14 protein-coding genes and 1 tRNA gene are annotated in these 15,969 nt (G+C 66.7%); 8 read left to right on the top strand and 7 right to left on the bottom strand.

The features are described from left to right. The first annotated feature begins 54 nt into the window (after positions 1-54). Together AC5RWT_RS10225 and AC5RWT_RS10230 are read left to right on the top strand one after the other, a co-directional pair. On the top strand, positions 55-1,008 hold the full coding sequence (locus AC5RWT_RS10225; protein WP_494080131.1) for a tyrosine recombinase XerC: 954 nt from the start codon (positions 55-57) through the stop codon (positions 1,006-1,008). 262 nt (positions 1,009-1,270) lie between these two features. After that, entirely contained in the window at positions 1,271-1,774 is a 504-nt protein-coding gene (locus AC5RWT_RS10230; protein WP_494043526.1) for a DUF3145 domain-containing protein, read from the top strand. 104 nt (positions 1,775-1,878) lie between these two features. On the opposite strand, the gene fabF is transcribed toward AC5RWT_RS10230, so the two are convergent. The 6 genes from fabF to aceE form a co-directional block, all read right to left on the bottom strand. Then, positions 1,879-3,114, bottom strand: coding sequence for a beta-ketoacyl-ACP synthase II (gene fabF, locus AC5RWT_RS10235; protein ID WP_494043527.1), 1,236 nt, complete (start codon positions 3,112-3,114; stop codon positions 1,879-1,881). A 106-nt stretch (positions 3,115-3,220) separates the two neighbouring features. Continuing rightward, positions 3,221-3,466 carry an acyl carrier protein gene (locus AC5RWT_RS10240; RefSeq protein WP_127514824.1) on the bottom strand — a complete coding sequence of 82 codons (246 nt, stop codon included), beginning with the start codon at positions 3,464-3,466 and terminating at the stop codon, positions 3,221-3,223. A gap of 111 nt (positions 3,467-3,577) precedes the next feature. Then, positions 3,578-4,645 (bottom strand): beta-ketoacyl-ACP synthase III, encoded by a 1,068-nt coding sequence (locus tag AC5RWT_RS10245; RefSeq protein WP_493943331.1) that lies wholly within the window; start codon positions 4,643-4,645, stop codon positions 3,578-3,580. After that, positions 4,642-5,607 (bottom strand): ACP S-malonyltransferase, encoded by a 966-nt coding sequence (locus AC5RWT_RS10250; RefSeq protein WP_494080132.1) that lies wholly within the window; start codon positions 5,605-5,607, stop codon positions 4,642-4,644. Before AC5RWT_RS10250 ends, AC5RWT_RS10245 begins: the two co-directional genes overlap by 4 nt. Positions 5,608-5,713: 106 nt before the next feature. Continuing rightward, positions 5,714-7,120: a PucR family transcriptional regulator gene (locus tag AC5RWT_RS10255; protein WP_494080133.1), complete on the bottom strand. Its 1,407-nt coding sequence runs from the start codon at positions 7,118-7,120 to the stop codon at positions 5,714-5,716. Between the two features lie 128 nt (positions 7,121-7,248). Beyond that, positions 7,249-9,990 (bottom strand): pyruvate dehydrogenase (acetyl-transferring), homodimeric type, encoded by a 2,742-nt coding sequence (gene aceE, locus AC5RWT_RS10260; RefSeq protein ID WP_494080134.1) that lies wholly within the window; start codon positions 9,988-9,990, stop codon positions 7,249-7,251. Between the two features lie 430 nt (positions 9,991-10,420). Here aceE and AC5RWT_RS10265 point away from each other — a divergent pair, with 430 nt between their 5' ends. The 4 genes from AC5RWT_RS10265 (at position 10,421) to AC5RWT_RS10280 (ending at position 12,436) form a co-directional block, all read left to right on the top strand. Continuing rightward, entirely contained in the window at positions 10,421-10,843 is a 423-nt protein-coding gene (locus tag AC5RWT_RS10265) for a DUF3052 domain-containing protein (protein ID WP_364650574.1), read from the top strand. Continuing rightward, positions 10,840-11,304, top strand: a complete 465-nt coding sequence (locus AC5RWT_RS10270; RefSeq protein ID WP_494080135.1) for a peroxiredoxin — start codon at positions 10,840-10,842, stop codon at positions 11,302-11,304. Before AC5RWT_RS10265 ends, AC5RWT_RS10270 begins: the two co-directional genes overlap by 4 nt. 5 nt (positions 11,305-11,309) lie before the next feature. Continuing rightward, positions 11,310-12,143 carry an NAD-dependent protein deacetylase gene (locus AC5RWT_RS10275; protein WP_494080136.1) on the top strand — a complete coding sequence of 278 codons (834 nt, stop codon included), beginning with the start codon at positions 11,310-11,312 and terminating at the stop codon, positions 12,141-12,143. 217 nt (positions 12,144-12,360) lie between these two features. Then, positions 12,361-12,436, top strand: a tRNA-Val gene (locus tag AC5RWT_RS10280). Positions 12,437-12,550: 114 nt separating this feature from the next. Here the strand turns inward: AC5RWT_RS10280 and AC5RWT_RS10285 are convergent. After that, positions 12,551-12,901 (bottom strand): hypothetical protein, encoded by a 351-nt coding sequence (locus tag AC5RWT_RS10285; protein WP_494080137.1) that lies wholly within the window; start codon positions 12,899-12,901, stop codon positions 12,551-12,553. 1,122 nt (positions 12,902-14,023) lie between these two features. Between AC5RWT_RS10285 and AC5RWT_RS10290 the strand changes: the two genes are divergently transcribed. Next, complete coding sequence (locus AC5RWT_RS10290; protein ID WP_494080138.1) at positions 14,024-14,242, top strand: hypothetical protein; 219 nt, start codon at positions 14,024-14,026, stop codon at positions 14,240-14,242. Positions 14,243-14,370: 128 nt separating this feature from the next. Further along, positions 14,371-15,807 (top strand): NADP-dependent phosphogluconate dehydrogenase, encoded by a 1,437-nt coding sequence (gene gnd / locus AC5RWT_RS10295; RefSeq protein WP_494080139.1) that lies wholly within the window; start codon positions 14,371-14,373, stop codon positions 15,805-15,807. The last annotated feature ends 162 nt before the right edge of the window (positions 15,808-15,969 follow it).

Below are 15,969 nucleotides of genomic sequence, written 5' to 3' on the forward strand. Positions count from 1 at the left end.
GGTTGCTCCGTGCGCCTGCTTGAGTTCGCCTGGTCCGGCCAGCACAGTGAAGGGATGAGCTCTGCAGATAAACCCGAAGCGCAGGGCACACCCGCACTCCCGGAGGCTTTTGATACGGCTCTGGATGGTTTCGCCCGCTATCTGAGCGCCGAACGTGCCCGATCCGAACATACCGTCCGGGCCTATCTGACCGACGTCCGGCACCTGCTCGGTTATGCCGCGGAGGACGGAGCCGCAAAGCTTCCGGATATCACTCTCGGGACTCTGCGTTCTTGGCTCGGCGCGATGAACGGTGCCGGCATGGCCAGATCCACGCTGGCGCGGCGCACTGCGACGGCCCGCAGTTTCATGGCTTGGGCGCTGCGGGAGGAGCTGATCCGCACCGACCCATCGCTGCGGTTGAAGGCGCCCAAACGCAACAGCTCGCTGCCGACCGTGCTGCGGCCGGCACAGGTGGACGAACTGTTTCGCACCCTCGCCGAGGAAGCAGTTGACGGTCAGCCGCTGCCGCTGCGCGACCGGGCGATGGTCGAACTGCTCTACGCCACCGGCATCCGCGTCAGCGAACTGGCCGGCCTCGACATCGACGACGTGGACAATGAACGGCGGACCATCCGGGTACTGGGCAAAGGAAACAAGGAGCGCACCGTACCGTTTGGACTGCCGGCCACCGTCGCCATGGACGACTGGCTGCGCCGCGGGCGCCCCAAACTGGCCGCGGCGGAGAGCGGCCCGGCCGCTTTCCTGGGCCAGCGGGGCAAACGGGTGGACCCGCGCCAAGTACGCTCCGTAGCGGCTAGGCTCTTCGCTCTGCTGGGGGACACCTCGGCAACCGGCCCACACGCGCTGCGGCACAGCGCCGCCACGCATCTGCTGGATGGGGGAGCGGACCTGCGTGCCGTGCAGGAAATTCTGGGACACAGCACCTTGGCGACCACGCAGCTCTACACCCACGTCTCGGTGGACCGGTTGCGGCGCAGCTACCAGCAGGCGCACCCGCGGGCATAACAGGGGGTAGCCGGAGCCAACGGTAGCGGGAACGGCGAGCCGGGACCATGGGCCCAGCGACGGAGGTCGCGGGCCCGGCACAAGCCTGCTTGGGCGGAATCCGCGACACGCAATGGCACATTGGTAGTTACACTGGCGCAATTCGCCGCCGTACGGCACAATGAGGATCGAAAGCGTCGGAAACAGCAGTACTGACAAGTTCCATCCGTCTCAAGGCTGAAGGTCGTTGGGGAAGACGTACCTACAGCAAATGGAGGATGGGATGTCTGTTGTGATGACTCGTGGCGTGCTGTTTGTGCATTCAGCACCTTCAGCATTGTGCCCTCATATCGAGTGGGCCGTCGGATCCGTCGTAGATAAGCGAACGGATCTCGAGTGGACCGCTCAACCCGCCGCGCCCGGAATGTACCGGGCCGAGCTGTCGTGGGTCGGGCCCCAGGGGACCGGCGCCATGCTGGCTTCTGCCCTGCGCGGCTGGGCGCACCTGCGCTATGAAGTGGCCGAAGAACCGAGCCCCGGCGTCGACGGCGGCCGCTGGTCGCACACCCCCGAACTTGGGATTTTCCACGCCATGACGGATGTCCACGGGAACATCATGGTGAGCGAAGACCGCATCCGTTACGCCTACGAAGCCGGTGCCGGCGATCCCGCCGCTGTCTACCACGAACTGTCCCTCGCCCTGGGCGAGGCCTGGGACGAAGAACTCGAGCCGTTCCGCCATGCAGCCGAAGGCGCCCCCGTGCGCTGGCTGCACCAAGTCGGCTAGCCGCGGGCTTCCAAACCCTCCTCCAGCAACGCAAAAGGGAGGGCGACCGGTGAAACACCGGCCGCCCTCCCTTTCGTGCTGCCCGCGGGAGGCACAGTCAACTACTAGACATTGCGGAACACGACGACGGCGTTGTGCCCGCCGAAGCCGAAGGAGTTGTTCAACGCAATGATGTCCCCCTGCGGCAGATCGCGGGCGGAGGTGACCACGTCCAGCGGGATCTCCGGATCCTGGTTTTCCAGGTTGATCGTCACCGGTGCGCGGCGTTCGTAGACGGCCATCACGGTCATGACGGACTCCACGGCGCCCGAAGCCCCGAGCAAGTGGCCGGTCTGCGACTTGGTGGCGGAGACGGCCACGTTGGAAACGTGGTCGCCCAGCGCCGCCTTCAGCGCGGTGTACTCCGGCTTGTCGCCCACCGGGGTGGAGGTCGCGTGGGCGTTCACGTGCACGACATCCGTTGCCTGCGCCCGGGCATCGAAGAGTGCGGCCTTGAGCGCCCGGGTGGCGCCCAGTCCCTCGGGGTCCGGTGCCGTGATGTGGTAGGCATCGGCGGTGACGCCGGATCCGGCCAATTCGGCGTAGATGCGGGCGCCGCGGGCCAGGGCATGTTCCTCGGCCTCCAGCACCAGCGCACCGGCGCCTTCGCCCATGACAAAGCCGTCGCGGTCCAGGTCATAGGGGCGCGAGGCATGCTCGGGGTCGTCGTTGCGCTTGGACAGCGCCTGCATGGCGCTGAAGGCGGCGATCGGCATCGGGTGGATCGCGGCTTCGGCACCGCCGGTCATCACGACGTCGGCCTTGCCGGCCCGGATCAGTTCGATGCCCATGGACATGGCCTCGGTGCCGGAAGCACAGGCGGAGACCGGGGTGTGCGCGCCGGCGCGGGCGCCCAGGTCCATGCTGACAGCGGCCGCGGGGCCGTTGGGCATCAGCATCGGAACGGTCATCGGCAGCACGCGGCGCGGGCCGCGGTCGCGCAGTGTGTCCCAGGCATCCAGCAGCGTCCAGACGCCGCCGATGCCGGTAGCAAAGGCCACCGCCAGCCGGTCGTGGTCCACCTCTTCGATGCCGGAATCCTTCCAGGCTTCGCGCGACGCGACGACGGCGAACTGGGTGGAGGGGTCCATCCGCTTGGCTTCGACCCGGGTCAGAACTTCGTCGGGGCGGTTGCTGGCCTTGGCGGCGAACGTCACCGGCAGCTCGTACTTGGCCACCCAATCATCTTCGAGGGTATGGGCCCCGGAAACGCCCTTGAGGGCATTCCGCCACATCGTGGGGACGTCGCCGCCAATCGGGGTGGTGGCGCCGAGGCCGGTGATGACTACTTTGCGTGCCATTGATTCATTCTCTCAATAGTGATTGGGCGATAAATCTGGTGCGGCGGCCGGACTGGGGGATCACCCGCCGGCCGCCGAATCCCGGGCAAGCCCGGGCAACGCGGAACTAAGCCTGGGCGTTGACGATGAAGTTGACTGCGTCGCCGACGGTCTTAAGGTTCTTGACCTCTTCGTCCGGGATGCGCACGCCGAACTTCTCCTCGGCGTTGACCACAATGGTCATCATCGAGATGGAGTCGATGTCCAGGTCATCGGTGAAGGACTTGTCCATCTCGACAGCCTCCGGGGCCAGGCCGGTCTCTTCGTTGACGATCTCGGCCAGACCGGCCAGGATTTCTTCGTTGCTAGCCATGGTGGCTCCTTTTCTTGTGCTGCCGGACGGTGTCCGGACGGGGTTTCAAGCCGCGTTTTACGGCCTGGTTCTGGTTGGAATGTAGGGGAGGCCCGACTACCGCAAGGCAGTCTACGGCAGGACGATGACCTGCGCGCCGAACACCAGGCCGGCGCCGAAGCCGATCTGCAGCGCCAGTCCGCCGGAAAGCGCGGGGTTCTCCTGCAGCAGGCGGTGGGTTGCCAGCGGGATCGAGGCAGCCGAGGTGTTGCCGGCGTCGGCGATGTCGCGGGCCACAACCACGCTCTCGGGCAGCTTCAGCTGCTTGACCATCTCGTCGATGATGCGCATGTTCGCCTGGTGCGGGACGAAGGCGGCGAGGTCTTCCGGCTGCAGGCCGGCGGCCGCCAGCGCCTGCTTGGCCACCTTGGCCATTTCCCAAACGGCCCAGCGGAACACGGACGGCCCGTCCTGGCGCAGCGTCGGCCAGAGCTTGGTGTCCTTTTCGTCAAAGGTGTCGGAGACGGCGGACAGCGAGCCGGCGGCCTCGGCGGCCAGCGACAGTTCGCGGACCGAATTGAGCGAGTGGGTCATGCTGATGGTGTCCCACTTGCTGCCGTCGGAGCCCCACACCGGCTTGCTGATGCCCGGGATGTCGGAGGGGCCCACAATGACGGCGCCAGCGCCGTCGCCCAGCAGGAAGGAGATGGTCCGCTCGGTGTTGTCGATGACGTCGGAGAGCTTCTCCGCACCGACCACCAGTACATAGTCGGCGGTGCCGGAACGCACCAGTGCGTCGGCCTGGGCAATGCCGTAGCAGTAGCCCGCGCACGCGGCGGAGATGTCGAAGGCGGGGGCCGGGGTAGCGCCCACCCGGTCGGCCAGCGCGGCGGCCGCTGACGGCGTGGCGTACGGATGCGACACGGTGGAGACAATCACGGCTCCGAGCTGGTCGCCGGTGATGCCGGCCTGGGCCATGGCTTCCTTGGCGGCGCCTTCGGCCATGTCCAGCACGGAGGTGTTGGCGTTGGCCCGGTGGCGGGTGACGATTCCGGTCCGCTGGCGGATCCATTCGTCGGAGGAATCGATCCACTGGCAGACGTCGTCGTTGGTGACGATGACGTCGGGACGGTAGGCGCCGATGCCCAGCACGCGAGAGAAGTCGCGGAGCGGGGTCTGCTGGATGACGGGGGTGCTCACTTCTCGGATTCTCCAGACATGCTGTTCAGGACGGGGGTCTGTTCGGTGTGTTCGGCAATGAAGGCCCGGGCTGCCTCCAGGTCCTCCGGCGACTTCAGCGTCATGGTGGCCACGCCCTTCATGCCGCGCTTGGCCAGTCCGGCCAGGGTTCCGGCCGGCGGCAGTTCCAGCAGCCCGGTGATGCCGACGGACAGCATCTTGTCCATGCACTTGTCCCAGCGCACCGGGCGCGAAACCTGGGCGATCAGGCTGTCCAGGTTCTCCTCGCCGCCGACGACGGGTTCGCCGTCGTAATTGGAAAGCAGGGTCAGCGACGGCATCGCCGGCTTCAGCTGGGGACGCAGGTTCTCCAAGGCGCTGACCGCGGGAGCCATGTGTTCGGTGTGGAACGCGCCGGCGACCTTGAGCGGGATGACCCGCGCCTTGGCCGGCGGGTTCGCGGCGAACGCCTGCAGCTGCTCCAACGTGCCGGCGGCGACCGTCTGGCCGCCGCCGTTGGCATTGGCCGGGGTCAGGCCCGCGGCCTCGATGGCGGCCAGCACTTCGTCCGGATCGCCGCCGAGCACCGCGCTCATGCCGGTGGGGGTCTGCGCGGCGGCACGGGCCATCGCGTTGGCCCGCTCGCGCACAAAGTTCATCGCATCGTTCTCGGTCAGCGCACCGGACACCGCGGAAGCGGTGATTTCTCCGACCGAGTGGCCCGCGACGACGGTGGACAGGTCAAGTGCCTCATCAACCGTGAGCGCGCGGGCGGCCAGCAGGCCTGCCGCCACGATCAGCGGCTGGGCGACGGCGGTGTCCTTGATGGTCTCTTCGTCGGACACGGTGCCGTGGGAGAGCAGGTCCAGCTGCGCGATGTCGCTGAGCAGCCCGAGGTGTTCGGCCACGCCGGGTACCTCAAGCCAGGGGCTGAGGAATCCGGGCGTCTGGGAGCCCTGGCCTGGGCAGACTATTGCAAGCACGTATTCAAGCTTTCCAAAGAGGAGATGGTTTCCACGGTGTTTCGGCACACGAAGCTCGCCGGACCGCTTTGTAGGAAGTCTACAAGGTAGTACCGATTGCCGCAGGCTACTGACGGGAGGGCGCGCGGTCCTTCGGGCTCCGGGCCGGAGCAATCAGGCGGCCCACGCCGAGCGCGGTCTGGAGCACGAAGGCCTCCCGCGGCAGCAGCGGGTCCCATCCGGTCACGTCGCAGACCCGGCGCAGCCGGTAGCGCACGGTGTTGGCGTGGACGAAGAGTTCGCGCGCGGTGGCTTCCAGCGAATGTCCCAGGGACAGGTAGCTGGAGAGCGTTTCCACCAGCCCGTTGCCGGCGTTGACCAGCGGAACGTAGATGTACTTGTGGAGGTCGCGGCGGGCAATATCGTCGCCGGACATCACCCGTTCGGGCCACAGGTCGTTGGCCGCCACCGGCCGCGGCGCAGCGGGCCAGGCCTTCGCTGCGCTGAGCCCGGCGAACGCGGCCTGCGCCGAGCTGCTGGCGTCCACCAGCGAGCGGGCCTCTGGGCCGTAGACCACGGGGCCGGGGCCGAAGAGATCGGCCAGCCGGACGAACGCGGTGTCCTGGTCCGTCACCCCGCCCAGCACCAGGATCAGCCGGTCGCCCTGGATGCCCACCAGCGTGTCCGCGGCGTAGCGGGAGCTGGCACGGCGCAGCTCGGTGACGAAGCTGGGGCCCGGCTCGCCGGGGGAGCCGCCCACCATCACCGTGATCGGGCCGGTGGTCTTCCAGCCGACCGCGGCAATCCGGGAGCGCAGCGCGTCGGAGCTTTCGCCGCGCAGGATGGCATCCACCACCAGCGCCTCCAGCCGGGTGTCCCACGATCCGCGGGTCTCGGCGGCGCGGGCGTAGACGTCGGCGGCGGCAAAGGCCACTTCGCGCGAGTAACGCAGCACGGCTTCGCGCAGCTGGGCCTCGTCGCTGCCGCCGGCCAGGTCCGGAACTTCGTCCTCCACCGCTTCGACCACCACGCGGATCAGCTGCAGGGCGCGCTGCAGGCTGATGGAGCGGGTCAGCTCGGTGGGAGCGGTGCCGAAGACGTCGTTCATCACCCACGCGGGGGAGGTGGGGCGTTCGTACCAGGTGACGAAGGACGCGATGCCCTTCTGCGCCACCAGGCCCAGGGCGGACCGTTCATCCGGCCGCAGCCCGCGGTACCAAGGCAGGTCCGAGTCCAGCCGCTTCAGCGTCGCCGTGGCCAAGGCGCCGATTTTGGACCGCAGTCGGTCCAGGGTCTCGGGGTTGCCGGTGGCCGCGCGGTCGGCCTTCCGCCCTGCCGCGGCACGGCGGCGCGCGGGTGATGGTGTGGACGCCGGCTTGTTCCCGGCTGACTTCTGGGCGGTCTGCTCGGCTGACTGCTCGGCGGACTCTTCGGCGGTCTGCTCGGAGGCAGCCGCGGCAGCCGCCCCCGCCGGGGTCGGCTGGTCAGCCGGCTGCGCAGCAGCTTTGGCGGTGTCGGTCCGGGCTTGGGGCATGAAATGAGCATACGCACTCGCCGGTGCAAGCTCCATTCGGTCTTTTGTGTGGTTCCTACTAAAACAAGCGGCGGACCCGGCCGTGAAAGGCTGGGTCCGCCGCCTGGATAGTGGCGCTGTTGTCCGGTTTAGGATTCGCCTCCGGCGTTGCCCGAGGTGCCGGCGTTGACGTCCATCAGCCGGTACTTCTCGAACGCGTCCTTGGCCATGCTCGCGTCGACCTCGCCGCGCCGGGCCAGCATCTGCAGTGCCCGGACCACGATCGAGTGGCTGTCGATCTTGAAGAAGCGCCGGGCCGCGGCACGGGTGTCGGAGAATCCGAAGCCGTCGGCACCGAGGGTGGCGAACTCGTTGGGCAGGTACTGCCGGATCTGGTCCGGCACGGCCGCCATGTAGTCGCTGACCGCCACGATCGGGCCGGTGGCGCCTTCGAGCTGCTGCGCGACGAACGGCTTGCGCGGCTCCGAACCGGGGTTCAGGAAGGACTCTTCCTCGGCGGCCAGGCCGTCGCGGCGCAGTTCGTTCCAGCTGGTCACGGACCAGACGTCGGCGGACACGCCCCAGTCCTCGGCGAGCAGCTGCTGGGCTTCCAGCGCCCACGGCACGGCCACGCCGGAGGCCAGCAGCTGGGTGCGCGGCCCGTCGATCTTGGCCGGAGCCAGCAGGTAGATGCCCTTGACCAGGCCCTCGACGTCCAGTTCCTCGGGTTCCGCGGGCTGGACGATCGGCTCGTTGTACACGGTCAGGTAGTACATCACGTTGGGATCCGGATGGTTCCCGCCGTACATGCGCTCCAGCCCGGAACGGACAATGTGCCCGATTTCGTAGCCGTAGGCCGGGTCGTAGGTGACCACGGCCGGATTCGTCGACGCCAGGATCGGCGACTGCCCGTCGGCGTGCTGCAGGCCTTCGCCGGTCAGCGTGGTGCGTCCCGCGGTGGCGCCGATCACGAAACCGCGTGCCATTTGGTCCGCGGCGGCCCAGAAGAAGTCGCCGGTGCGCTGGAAGCCGAACATCGAGTAGAAGATGTAGATCGGCACCAGGGCCTCGCCGTGGGTGGCGTAGGAAGAGCCGACGGCGGTGAAGGCGGCGGTGGAGCCGGCCTCGTTGATGCCGGTGTGCAGGATCTGGCCCTGCGGGGACTCCTTATACGCCAGGACCAGGTCGCGGTCCACGGACAGGTAGTTCTGGCCCTTGGGGTTGTAGATCTTGGCGGTCGGGAAGAACGAGTCCATGCCGAAGGTCCGGGCCTCGTCCGGAATGATCGGCACCACGCGGGCACCAAATTCCTTGTCCCGCATCAGGTCCTTCAGCAACCGGACGAACGCCATGGTGGTGGCGGCCTGCTGCTTGCCGGAGCCGCGCTTGGCGACTTCGTAGGCCTTGTCGCCGGGCAGGTGCAGCTGCTGGTGCTCGGTCCGGCGTTCCGGCACGGCCCCGCCGAGGGCGGCGCGGCGTTCCATCAGGTACTTGATCTCCGGGGTGTCGGGTCCCGGGTGGTAGTACGGCGGACGGTACGGATCGGCTTCGAGCTGCTCGTCGCTGATCGGGATGCGCAGGTGGTCGCGGAAGTCCTTCAGGTCCTGCAGGGTCAGCTTCTTCATCTGGTGGGTCGCGTTGCGGCCCTCGAAGTGCGTGCCCAGGCCGTAGCCCTTGACCGTCTGGGCCAGGACCACCGTGGGCTTGCCCTTGAACTTGGTCGCGGCATCGTAGGCGGCGTAGACCTTGTGGTAATCGTGGCCGCCGCGCTTGAGGTTCCAGATCTGCTCGTCGGTCATGTCCGCAACCATTTCCTTGGTCTGCGGAGTCTTGCCGAAGAAGTGCTCGCGGACGAACCCGCCGGACTCGGCCTTGTACGTCTGGTAGTCGCCGTCGAGGGTGGAGTTCATGATGTCCACCAGCGCGCCGTCGCGGTCCTTGGCCAGCAGCTCGTCCCACTCGCGGCCCCAGGTCACCTTGATCACGTGCCAGCCGGCGCCGCGGAAGAAGGCCTCAAGCTCCTGCATGATCTTGCCGTTGCCGCGCACCGGTCCGTCCAGGCGCTGCAGGTTGCAGTTGATCACGAAGGTGAGGTTGTCCAGCTTTTCGTTGGCCGCCAACTGCAGGAAACCGCGCGACTCCGGCTCGTCCATCTCGCCGTCGCCCAGGAACGCCCAGACATGCTGGTCGGAGGTGTCCTTGATGCCGCGGTTATGCAGGTATCGGTTCAGCTGCGCCTGGTAGATGGCGTTGGCCGGGCCGATGCCCATCGAGACGGTGGGGAACTCCCAGAACTCGGGCATGGAACGCGGGTGCGGGTAGGACGGTAGGGCATGGCCCTCGCGGGACTTTTCCTGCCGGAAGCCGTCCAGGTCTTCCTCGGTCAGCCGGCCTTCCATGAACGCGCGCGCGTACATGCCGGGGGAGGCGTGGCCCTGGAAGAAGACCTGGTCGCCGCCGCCCGGGTGGTCCTTGCCGCGGAAGAAGTGGTTGTAGCCCACCTCGTAGAGGGTGGCCGCGCCGGCGTACGTGGAGATGTGCCCGCCCACGCCAATGTCCGGGCGCTGCGCGCGGTGCACCAGCATGGCCGCGTTCCAGCGCATCCACGCGCGGTAGCGGCGCTCGGTCTCCTCGTCGCCCGGGAACTCCGGTTCCTGGTCCACCGGGATGGTATTTACGTAGTCGGTGGTGGTCACCATCGGCACGCCAACGCTCTGCGCACCTGCACGCTGCAGGAGGGAGCGGACAATGTACTGGGCACGTTCGGTGCCCCGGCTCTCCACCAGATCGTCGAAGGACTCAATCCATTCGGCGGTTTCATCGGGATCGCGATCCGACAGCTGGCTTGTCAGCCCGCTCAGGATGTGCGAGGTGTCTTCTCCTGCGCTCACGTCCAACCTCTCATACGTGCAGATTGTGTCTGCGCTTTACGTGGCATAGCGACCCGGCGCAAGGTCCGGCCGGGAGGATATTCTTCACTGCCACTCTAACTGTTCACCGCATTACAGCGCAGCCGAAGTCCTGTATGCCAGTTATTACGACGACGGCGCGCGGGCACCGAGGTCGGCCGCCTCCGCGCCGCCCCGCGGAGGCCGGGCGCCCCGACGCCGTCCCGCCGCACCCAAGCCGGGCGCACCGCCGTCGTACTTGTTCTGTATTCCCCGTAAAAGAGGGCGTGAAAGAGGGGCATGCCCTGTCAAAAATCCGCACGGTCTTGCGGGTGGCTTGAAGCGATGGCGATTAGGGTGTTGGCTTGTAACTAGCAACACGCTCACCCGTGACGGGTGGGTGGATCAATACGTTCCATACAGGAGGAGCACAGTGGGCGAGGCCGAAGCCGCCGCGGTAGAGAATGTGGCAGGCAATTTGGGTTTCAAAGACGGAGACCTGATCCAGGAATTCGGCTACGACGAGGACGTTGACTTCGATCTGCGCGACGACATCGAGGACCTCACCGGCTCCGAGCTGCTCACCGAGGACGACCACGACGTGGTTGACGCGGCGATCCTGTGGTGGCGCGACGGCGACGGGGACCTGGTGGACACGCTGGTCGATGCGCAGACCACCCTCGCCCCGGGCGGCGTGGTGTGGCTCCTGACGCCGAAGTCGGGCCGCGACGGCTACGTGCCGGCATCCGACGTCCAGGAAGCGGCGCCGACCGCTGGCTTGCACGTGACCACGTCTGCCGGTGTGTCCAGCGACTGGTCCGCGAACCGGCTGGTCAGCAAGCGGACCAACAAGTGAGCGCGGCCGCACCGCAAGTGGGCCGGCCCGCGCCCGATTTTGAGCTGGTCAACCAGTTCGGCGAACCCATCCGGCTGTCCGCGCTGCGCGGCGGCAACGTGGTGGTGGTGTTCTACCCGTTCGCGTTCTCCGGCATCTGCACCGGCGAGCTGTGCGAGCTGCGCGACGACCTGGCCGCCTTCCGCACCGAAAACGCCCGCGTGGTTGCTGTCTCGGTGGACCACAAGTTTGCGCTGCGCGCCTTCGCCGAGCAGGAAGGCTACGAGTTCGACCTGCTGGCCGACTTCTGGCCGCACGGCGAGGTGGCCAAGGCCTACGGCGTGTTCGACGAGGAATCCGGCATGGCCTTGCGCGGCACCTTTATCATCGACGCCGAGGGCATCCTGCGGCACGAGATCCGCAATCCGCGCGGCCAGGCCCGCGACATCCAGGAATACCACCGCGTGCTGAAAGAGCTCTAGCCGCCATGGAGTTGCTGGCGCCGGCGCTCGAGATCCTGGCCGGACGCCGTCTGGCCGTCTTGACCGGCGCCGGCCTCAGCACCGATTCCGGCATTCCGGATTACCGCGGCCCCACCTCGGTGCCGCGGACCCCGATGACGTACCAGCAGTTTGTCGGCGACGAGGAACTCCGTCGCCGCTACTGGGCCCGCAACCACGTTGGCTGGCGGCACATGCACCACGCAGCGCCCAATCCGGGCCACTACGCGCTGGCCGCAATGGAAAGCAACGGCGTGGTGGGCGGGCTGATCACGCAGAACGTGGACCGGCTGCACGAAGACGCCGGCAGCGTGAACGTGATTGACCTGCACGGCCGCTTCGATCAGGTCATCTGCCTGAACTGCGGCGACGTCACCACCCGCTCCTCGTTGGCCGTTCGGCTGGAGGAGCTCAATCCCGCCTACGCTGCCACGGGGGATGCCGGCGACGTGGCGCCGGACGCCGATGCCGACGTCGCCCACACGGCCCATTTCGTGGTGGCGGACTGCCTGGTCTGCGGCGGCATGCTCAAACCGGACTTTGTCTATTTCGGCGAAAACGTGCCCAAGGACCGGGTGGCGGCTGCCTATGCCATGGTGGACGACGGCGATGCGCTGCTGGTGGCCGGTTCCTCGCTGACGGTGATGAGCGGGCTGCGCTTTGTCCGGCACGCCGCCAAGCAGGGCAAGCCGGTGGTCATCATCAACCGCGGCGACACCCGCGGGGACAACCTGGCCGACGTAAAGCTGGAAACCGGCGTCTCCGAGGCGCTGGGCTACCTGGCCGCGGAGCTGCCCGGTCGGCTCCAGCAGCCCGCCTGAACCGCCCTCAGTGCCGCCGGAAGCACTGGCGAAACCGACGACGGCGGTGCCATGAGACTGTGCCCTCGCGCACCTGAGCAGCCGATCAGGTTTATCGTCCTATCGTGTTGATCGCCACGGAAGTTTAGTTGGCGTTCACGGCCATTTATCCGGTAGAGTAAATCCTCGTGATGTTGCGGCGGATAACGCTCCGCGGTCCCGCTTTCGACATTACAACGGGTCTTTAGCTCAGCTGGTAGAGCGCCACGTTTACACCGTGGATGTCATCGGTTCGATCCCGGTAGGACCCACCACCGAAGCCGTGCCACTCCAAGGGACTAGCCTTGTGGCGCGGCTTTTTCGTCTCCTGAGTCTCCGGCAGCTTCCCTCCGTCTGGGCCGGAAGATTGCCGAGCCGGCCGGTCCCGCTTAGCTTGCTACCGGCGGCGCCTGCGCTGCGATGATCTCAGCGACGTCATAGTCGCAGAGGCCGCATGCTTTCCCAACTTCTTCAGGGGAGAGGCCGGCAGAGACGGCGGCAACTATCTGTTCGCCGCACGCAGTTTTGGCCTGGTCTAACGCCCACTCGGCCGCTTCGACCTCCCCAGAACGGCTCACAACTGCGGCCAGAAGCCGGGCTTTAGCGTACGCCTGGTCCTTTGAGGGTGCAGACGCGGCCAGCGCTTCAAGAGGTGAGGCTGCCCCTTCGCCCCGGTACACCGCTGAGTTAACGCTGGCGATGGAAATGGGGCGGGTGTGGGCTGTAATTTGCGGCTGCATGTCAGCCACCTTCCAACAATGAAGCGGTACTTCCGGCTGCTTGAAAGATGGCTTCTCAAAAGACTAGACCGTTCAGTCCGTCTACCTTCGACTGTAAGTCTGCCTTTCCCCGCTGGCAATCGTCAGAACCCGTGGTCCTCATTTTCCTGCGATGCCTCCGGTTCATGAGTCCCAGCGACCGAGCGTGCGGCAGCTAAATCCTGAGCCGATCTTTGGCTGCAGGTTCTCCATTCCGGTGTAACGTTTGTCTCCCGGCGACGACTACATGGGGGTAGGCGAACCGGATTGATGAGGTAACGGCCCCGCCCACTTGGGGAAGGGGCGGGGCCGTACTTCAACCTCGGGGCAGACCTGCCGCTGACTTGCGGCCTCACGACATCGCTGGCTTTTGCTGCAGCCTCCCTCCACCCAAGGGGCTGCCGCCGCGTCGTCAAAGCACAATCGGGGCAACGGTTCCGGTCCTCCAGCTTTAGACCGCCTCTTGCAGGCAAACGACTGCCGCCACACACTCAGCGGCCGCCAAAGAGAGTTGCCGATTTCTGCCGGAATAAGCATGCGACAACCGCCGATCTCTACCGGTGACATGGGAAAGGCACTGTCCCGGGGAGGGACAGTGCCTTTCGGGCAGCCGTTAGATGGGGGATCAACGGGACTGCCAGGGGATCGGCGGTGCAGCGCTTGGAGATGGGGGCTCCAAGGCGTTCAATAGGCAACCGCCTCGGGTTAGTCTGCCATGGCGATGGGCATTTCTCAACCTCAATCATTGATCTTCCCAACGTGTCGTCCGAAGGCCGCAATTCCGCGCGAAAGAGCGGCATTCCTGAGGCTGTTTGCGCTCTCGGATAGCAGCCCGAGGACTCGTTTTGCGCATACCCTGAGCCAAGGCTGAGCCGACCCTGCGTCATGCAATAACGGTTAAGCAACGGCGCTTGCGAACCCTCCACAATCACCCGACGGTCTGTAAGGCTGTACCGGTCATGCTGGTTATCGTTGGGGGCAACAATGGATAGATTCTGCCGCGGAGCAGGCCACACCTACATCCACACGCGCACCGTCACGTCCGGACGCAGTGCCTATTGCGGCACCCGCGGCTGGCCGTCGTCAGTGCAAAACCGGGGGCAGATGACGCAGCCGGACCTGATGGAGGAAAACGCACTGCTCGCGGCAACCCAGCACAATGTCTTCAGTCCTGAGGCCCCTGTAATGCCGCTCGACGTCGAAGCGTGCGAGGACGGTGCTGGCGCCGCTGCCGGCCCGGGTTCTGCGCTCGAGGAAGCTGCCGCCGATGATGCCATTGACGGCTGGCTGCGCTTCCGCCCCTCCACCGCATCGGGCGAATGAGCCCAAGGTAACGCCTGCCCGCTTAGCCCGTGCCGTCGGTCGCGACTAGTCTTGTTGAGGAACCTCGGCCCGCTCGGGCTGTTCGCTGACGTCCCTGCCCGCGGGGACCGCCCACACATGGAGATTCAATGAGCGCACACATCGGTGTGACAGGTCTGGCCGTCATGGGTGCCAACCTGGCACGGAACTTTGCCCGCAACGGCTACACGGTCGCCCTGCACAACCGCTCGGTGGCAAAGACGGACGCGCTGCTGCAGGCGCACGGCGACGAGGGCGAGTTCATCCGCACCGAATCGCTGCAGGAGCTGGTGGACAACCTCCAGAAGCCGCGGCGCGTGCTCATCATGGTCAAGGCCGGCAAGCCGGTGGATTCGGTGATCGAGCAGCTGGTCCCGCTGCTGGAAGAGGGCGACATCGTCATCGACGCCGGCAACTCGCACTACGAGGACACCCGCCGCCGCGAAGCTTCGCTGGCAGAGAAGGGCCTGCACTTCGTGGGCATCGGCGTCTCCGGCGGCGAGGAGGGCGCACTGTTGGGCCCGTCCATCATGCCCGGCGGCTCCCGCGAATCCTATGACTCGCTCGGCCCCATGTTGGAAAAGATCTCCGCCAAGTACGACGGCGAGCCCTGCTGCCGCTGGATCGGCACCGACGGCGCGGGTCACTTCGTGAAGATGGTGCACAACGGCATCGAATACGCGGACATGCAGGTCATCGGCGAGGCCTACGACCTGCTCCGCACCGGCGCCGGCCTGGAGCCGCAGCAGCAGGCCGAGATTTTCACCGCGTGGAACAAGACCGAGCTCTCGTCCTTCCTGATCGAGATCACCGCAGAGGTGCTGGCGCATACCGACGCCAAGACCGGAAAGCCGTTCGTCGACGTCGTCGTTGACTCCGCCGGGCAGAAGGGCACGGGCCGCTGGACCGTCGTCTCGGCGCTGGAGCTCGGCTCGCCGGTGTCCGGCATCGCCGAGTCCGTCTTCGCCCGCGGCCTGTCCTCGCAGCGCGGCCAGCGTGCCATCGCCCAGGACGTCCTGACCGGGTACGAGGAGGACGTCAAAGTGCCGCAGAGCTTCGTCGAGGACGTGCGCCAGGCGCTGTTCGCCTCGAAGCTGGTCAGCTACGCCCAGGGCATCGACATGCTCGGCTCCGCAGCCGGCGAGTACGGCTGGGACCTGAAGCTGGACGAGATCGCCTCGCTCTGGCGCGCTGGCTGCATCATCCGCGCCGAACTGCTGGACGACATCATGAAGGCCTACGCCGGCGGCTCCAAGCCGGAGAACCTGCTCTTCGCCCCGGCCTTCGCCGAAGCCATCGGCGCCGCAGTCCCGGCCTGGCGCCGCGTGGTGGCCACCGCCGTCCAGTTGGGCATCCCCGTGCCGGTCTTCTCCTCCTCGCTGGCCTACTACGACGGCCTGCGCCGCAAGCGCCTGCCCGCCGCCCTCACCCAGGGCCTGCGCGACCTATTCGGCGCCCACACCTACGGCCGCACCGACGCCGAAGGAACCTTCCACACCCTCTGGAGCGGCGACAAGTCCGAAGTAGCAGCCGTCGACACCCACTAAACATGGAATGACCGACCAGGTCCGTCCAATTGGTGATCTACCAAGGTTGCCCTGCAACCGCGCGGAGATCCTAGACGCCGAATGCCCCGCAACTGCTCAAGCAGTTGCGGGGCATTCGCGTTTTGGGCTATGTCCGGAACTGCGCGGTTTTTCCAGCGGCGG

The sequence above is a fragment of the Arthrobacter sp. Dra40 genome (assembly GCF_059091905.1).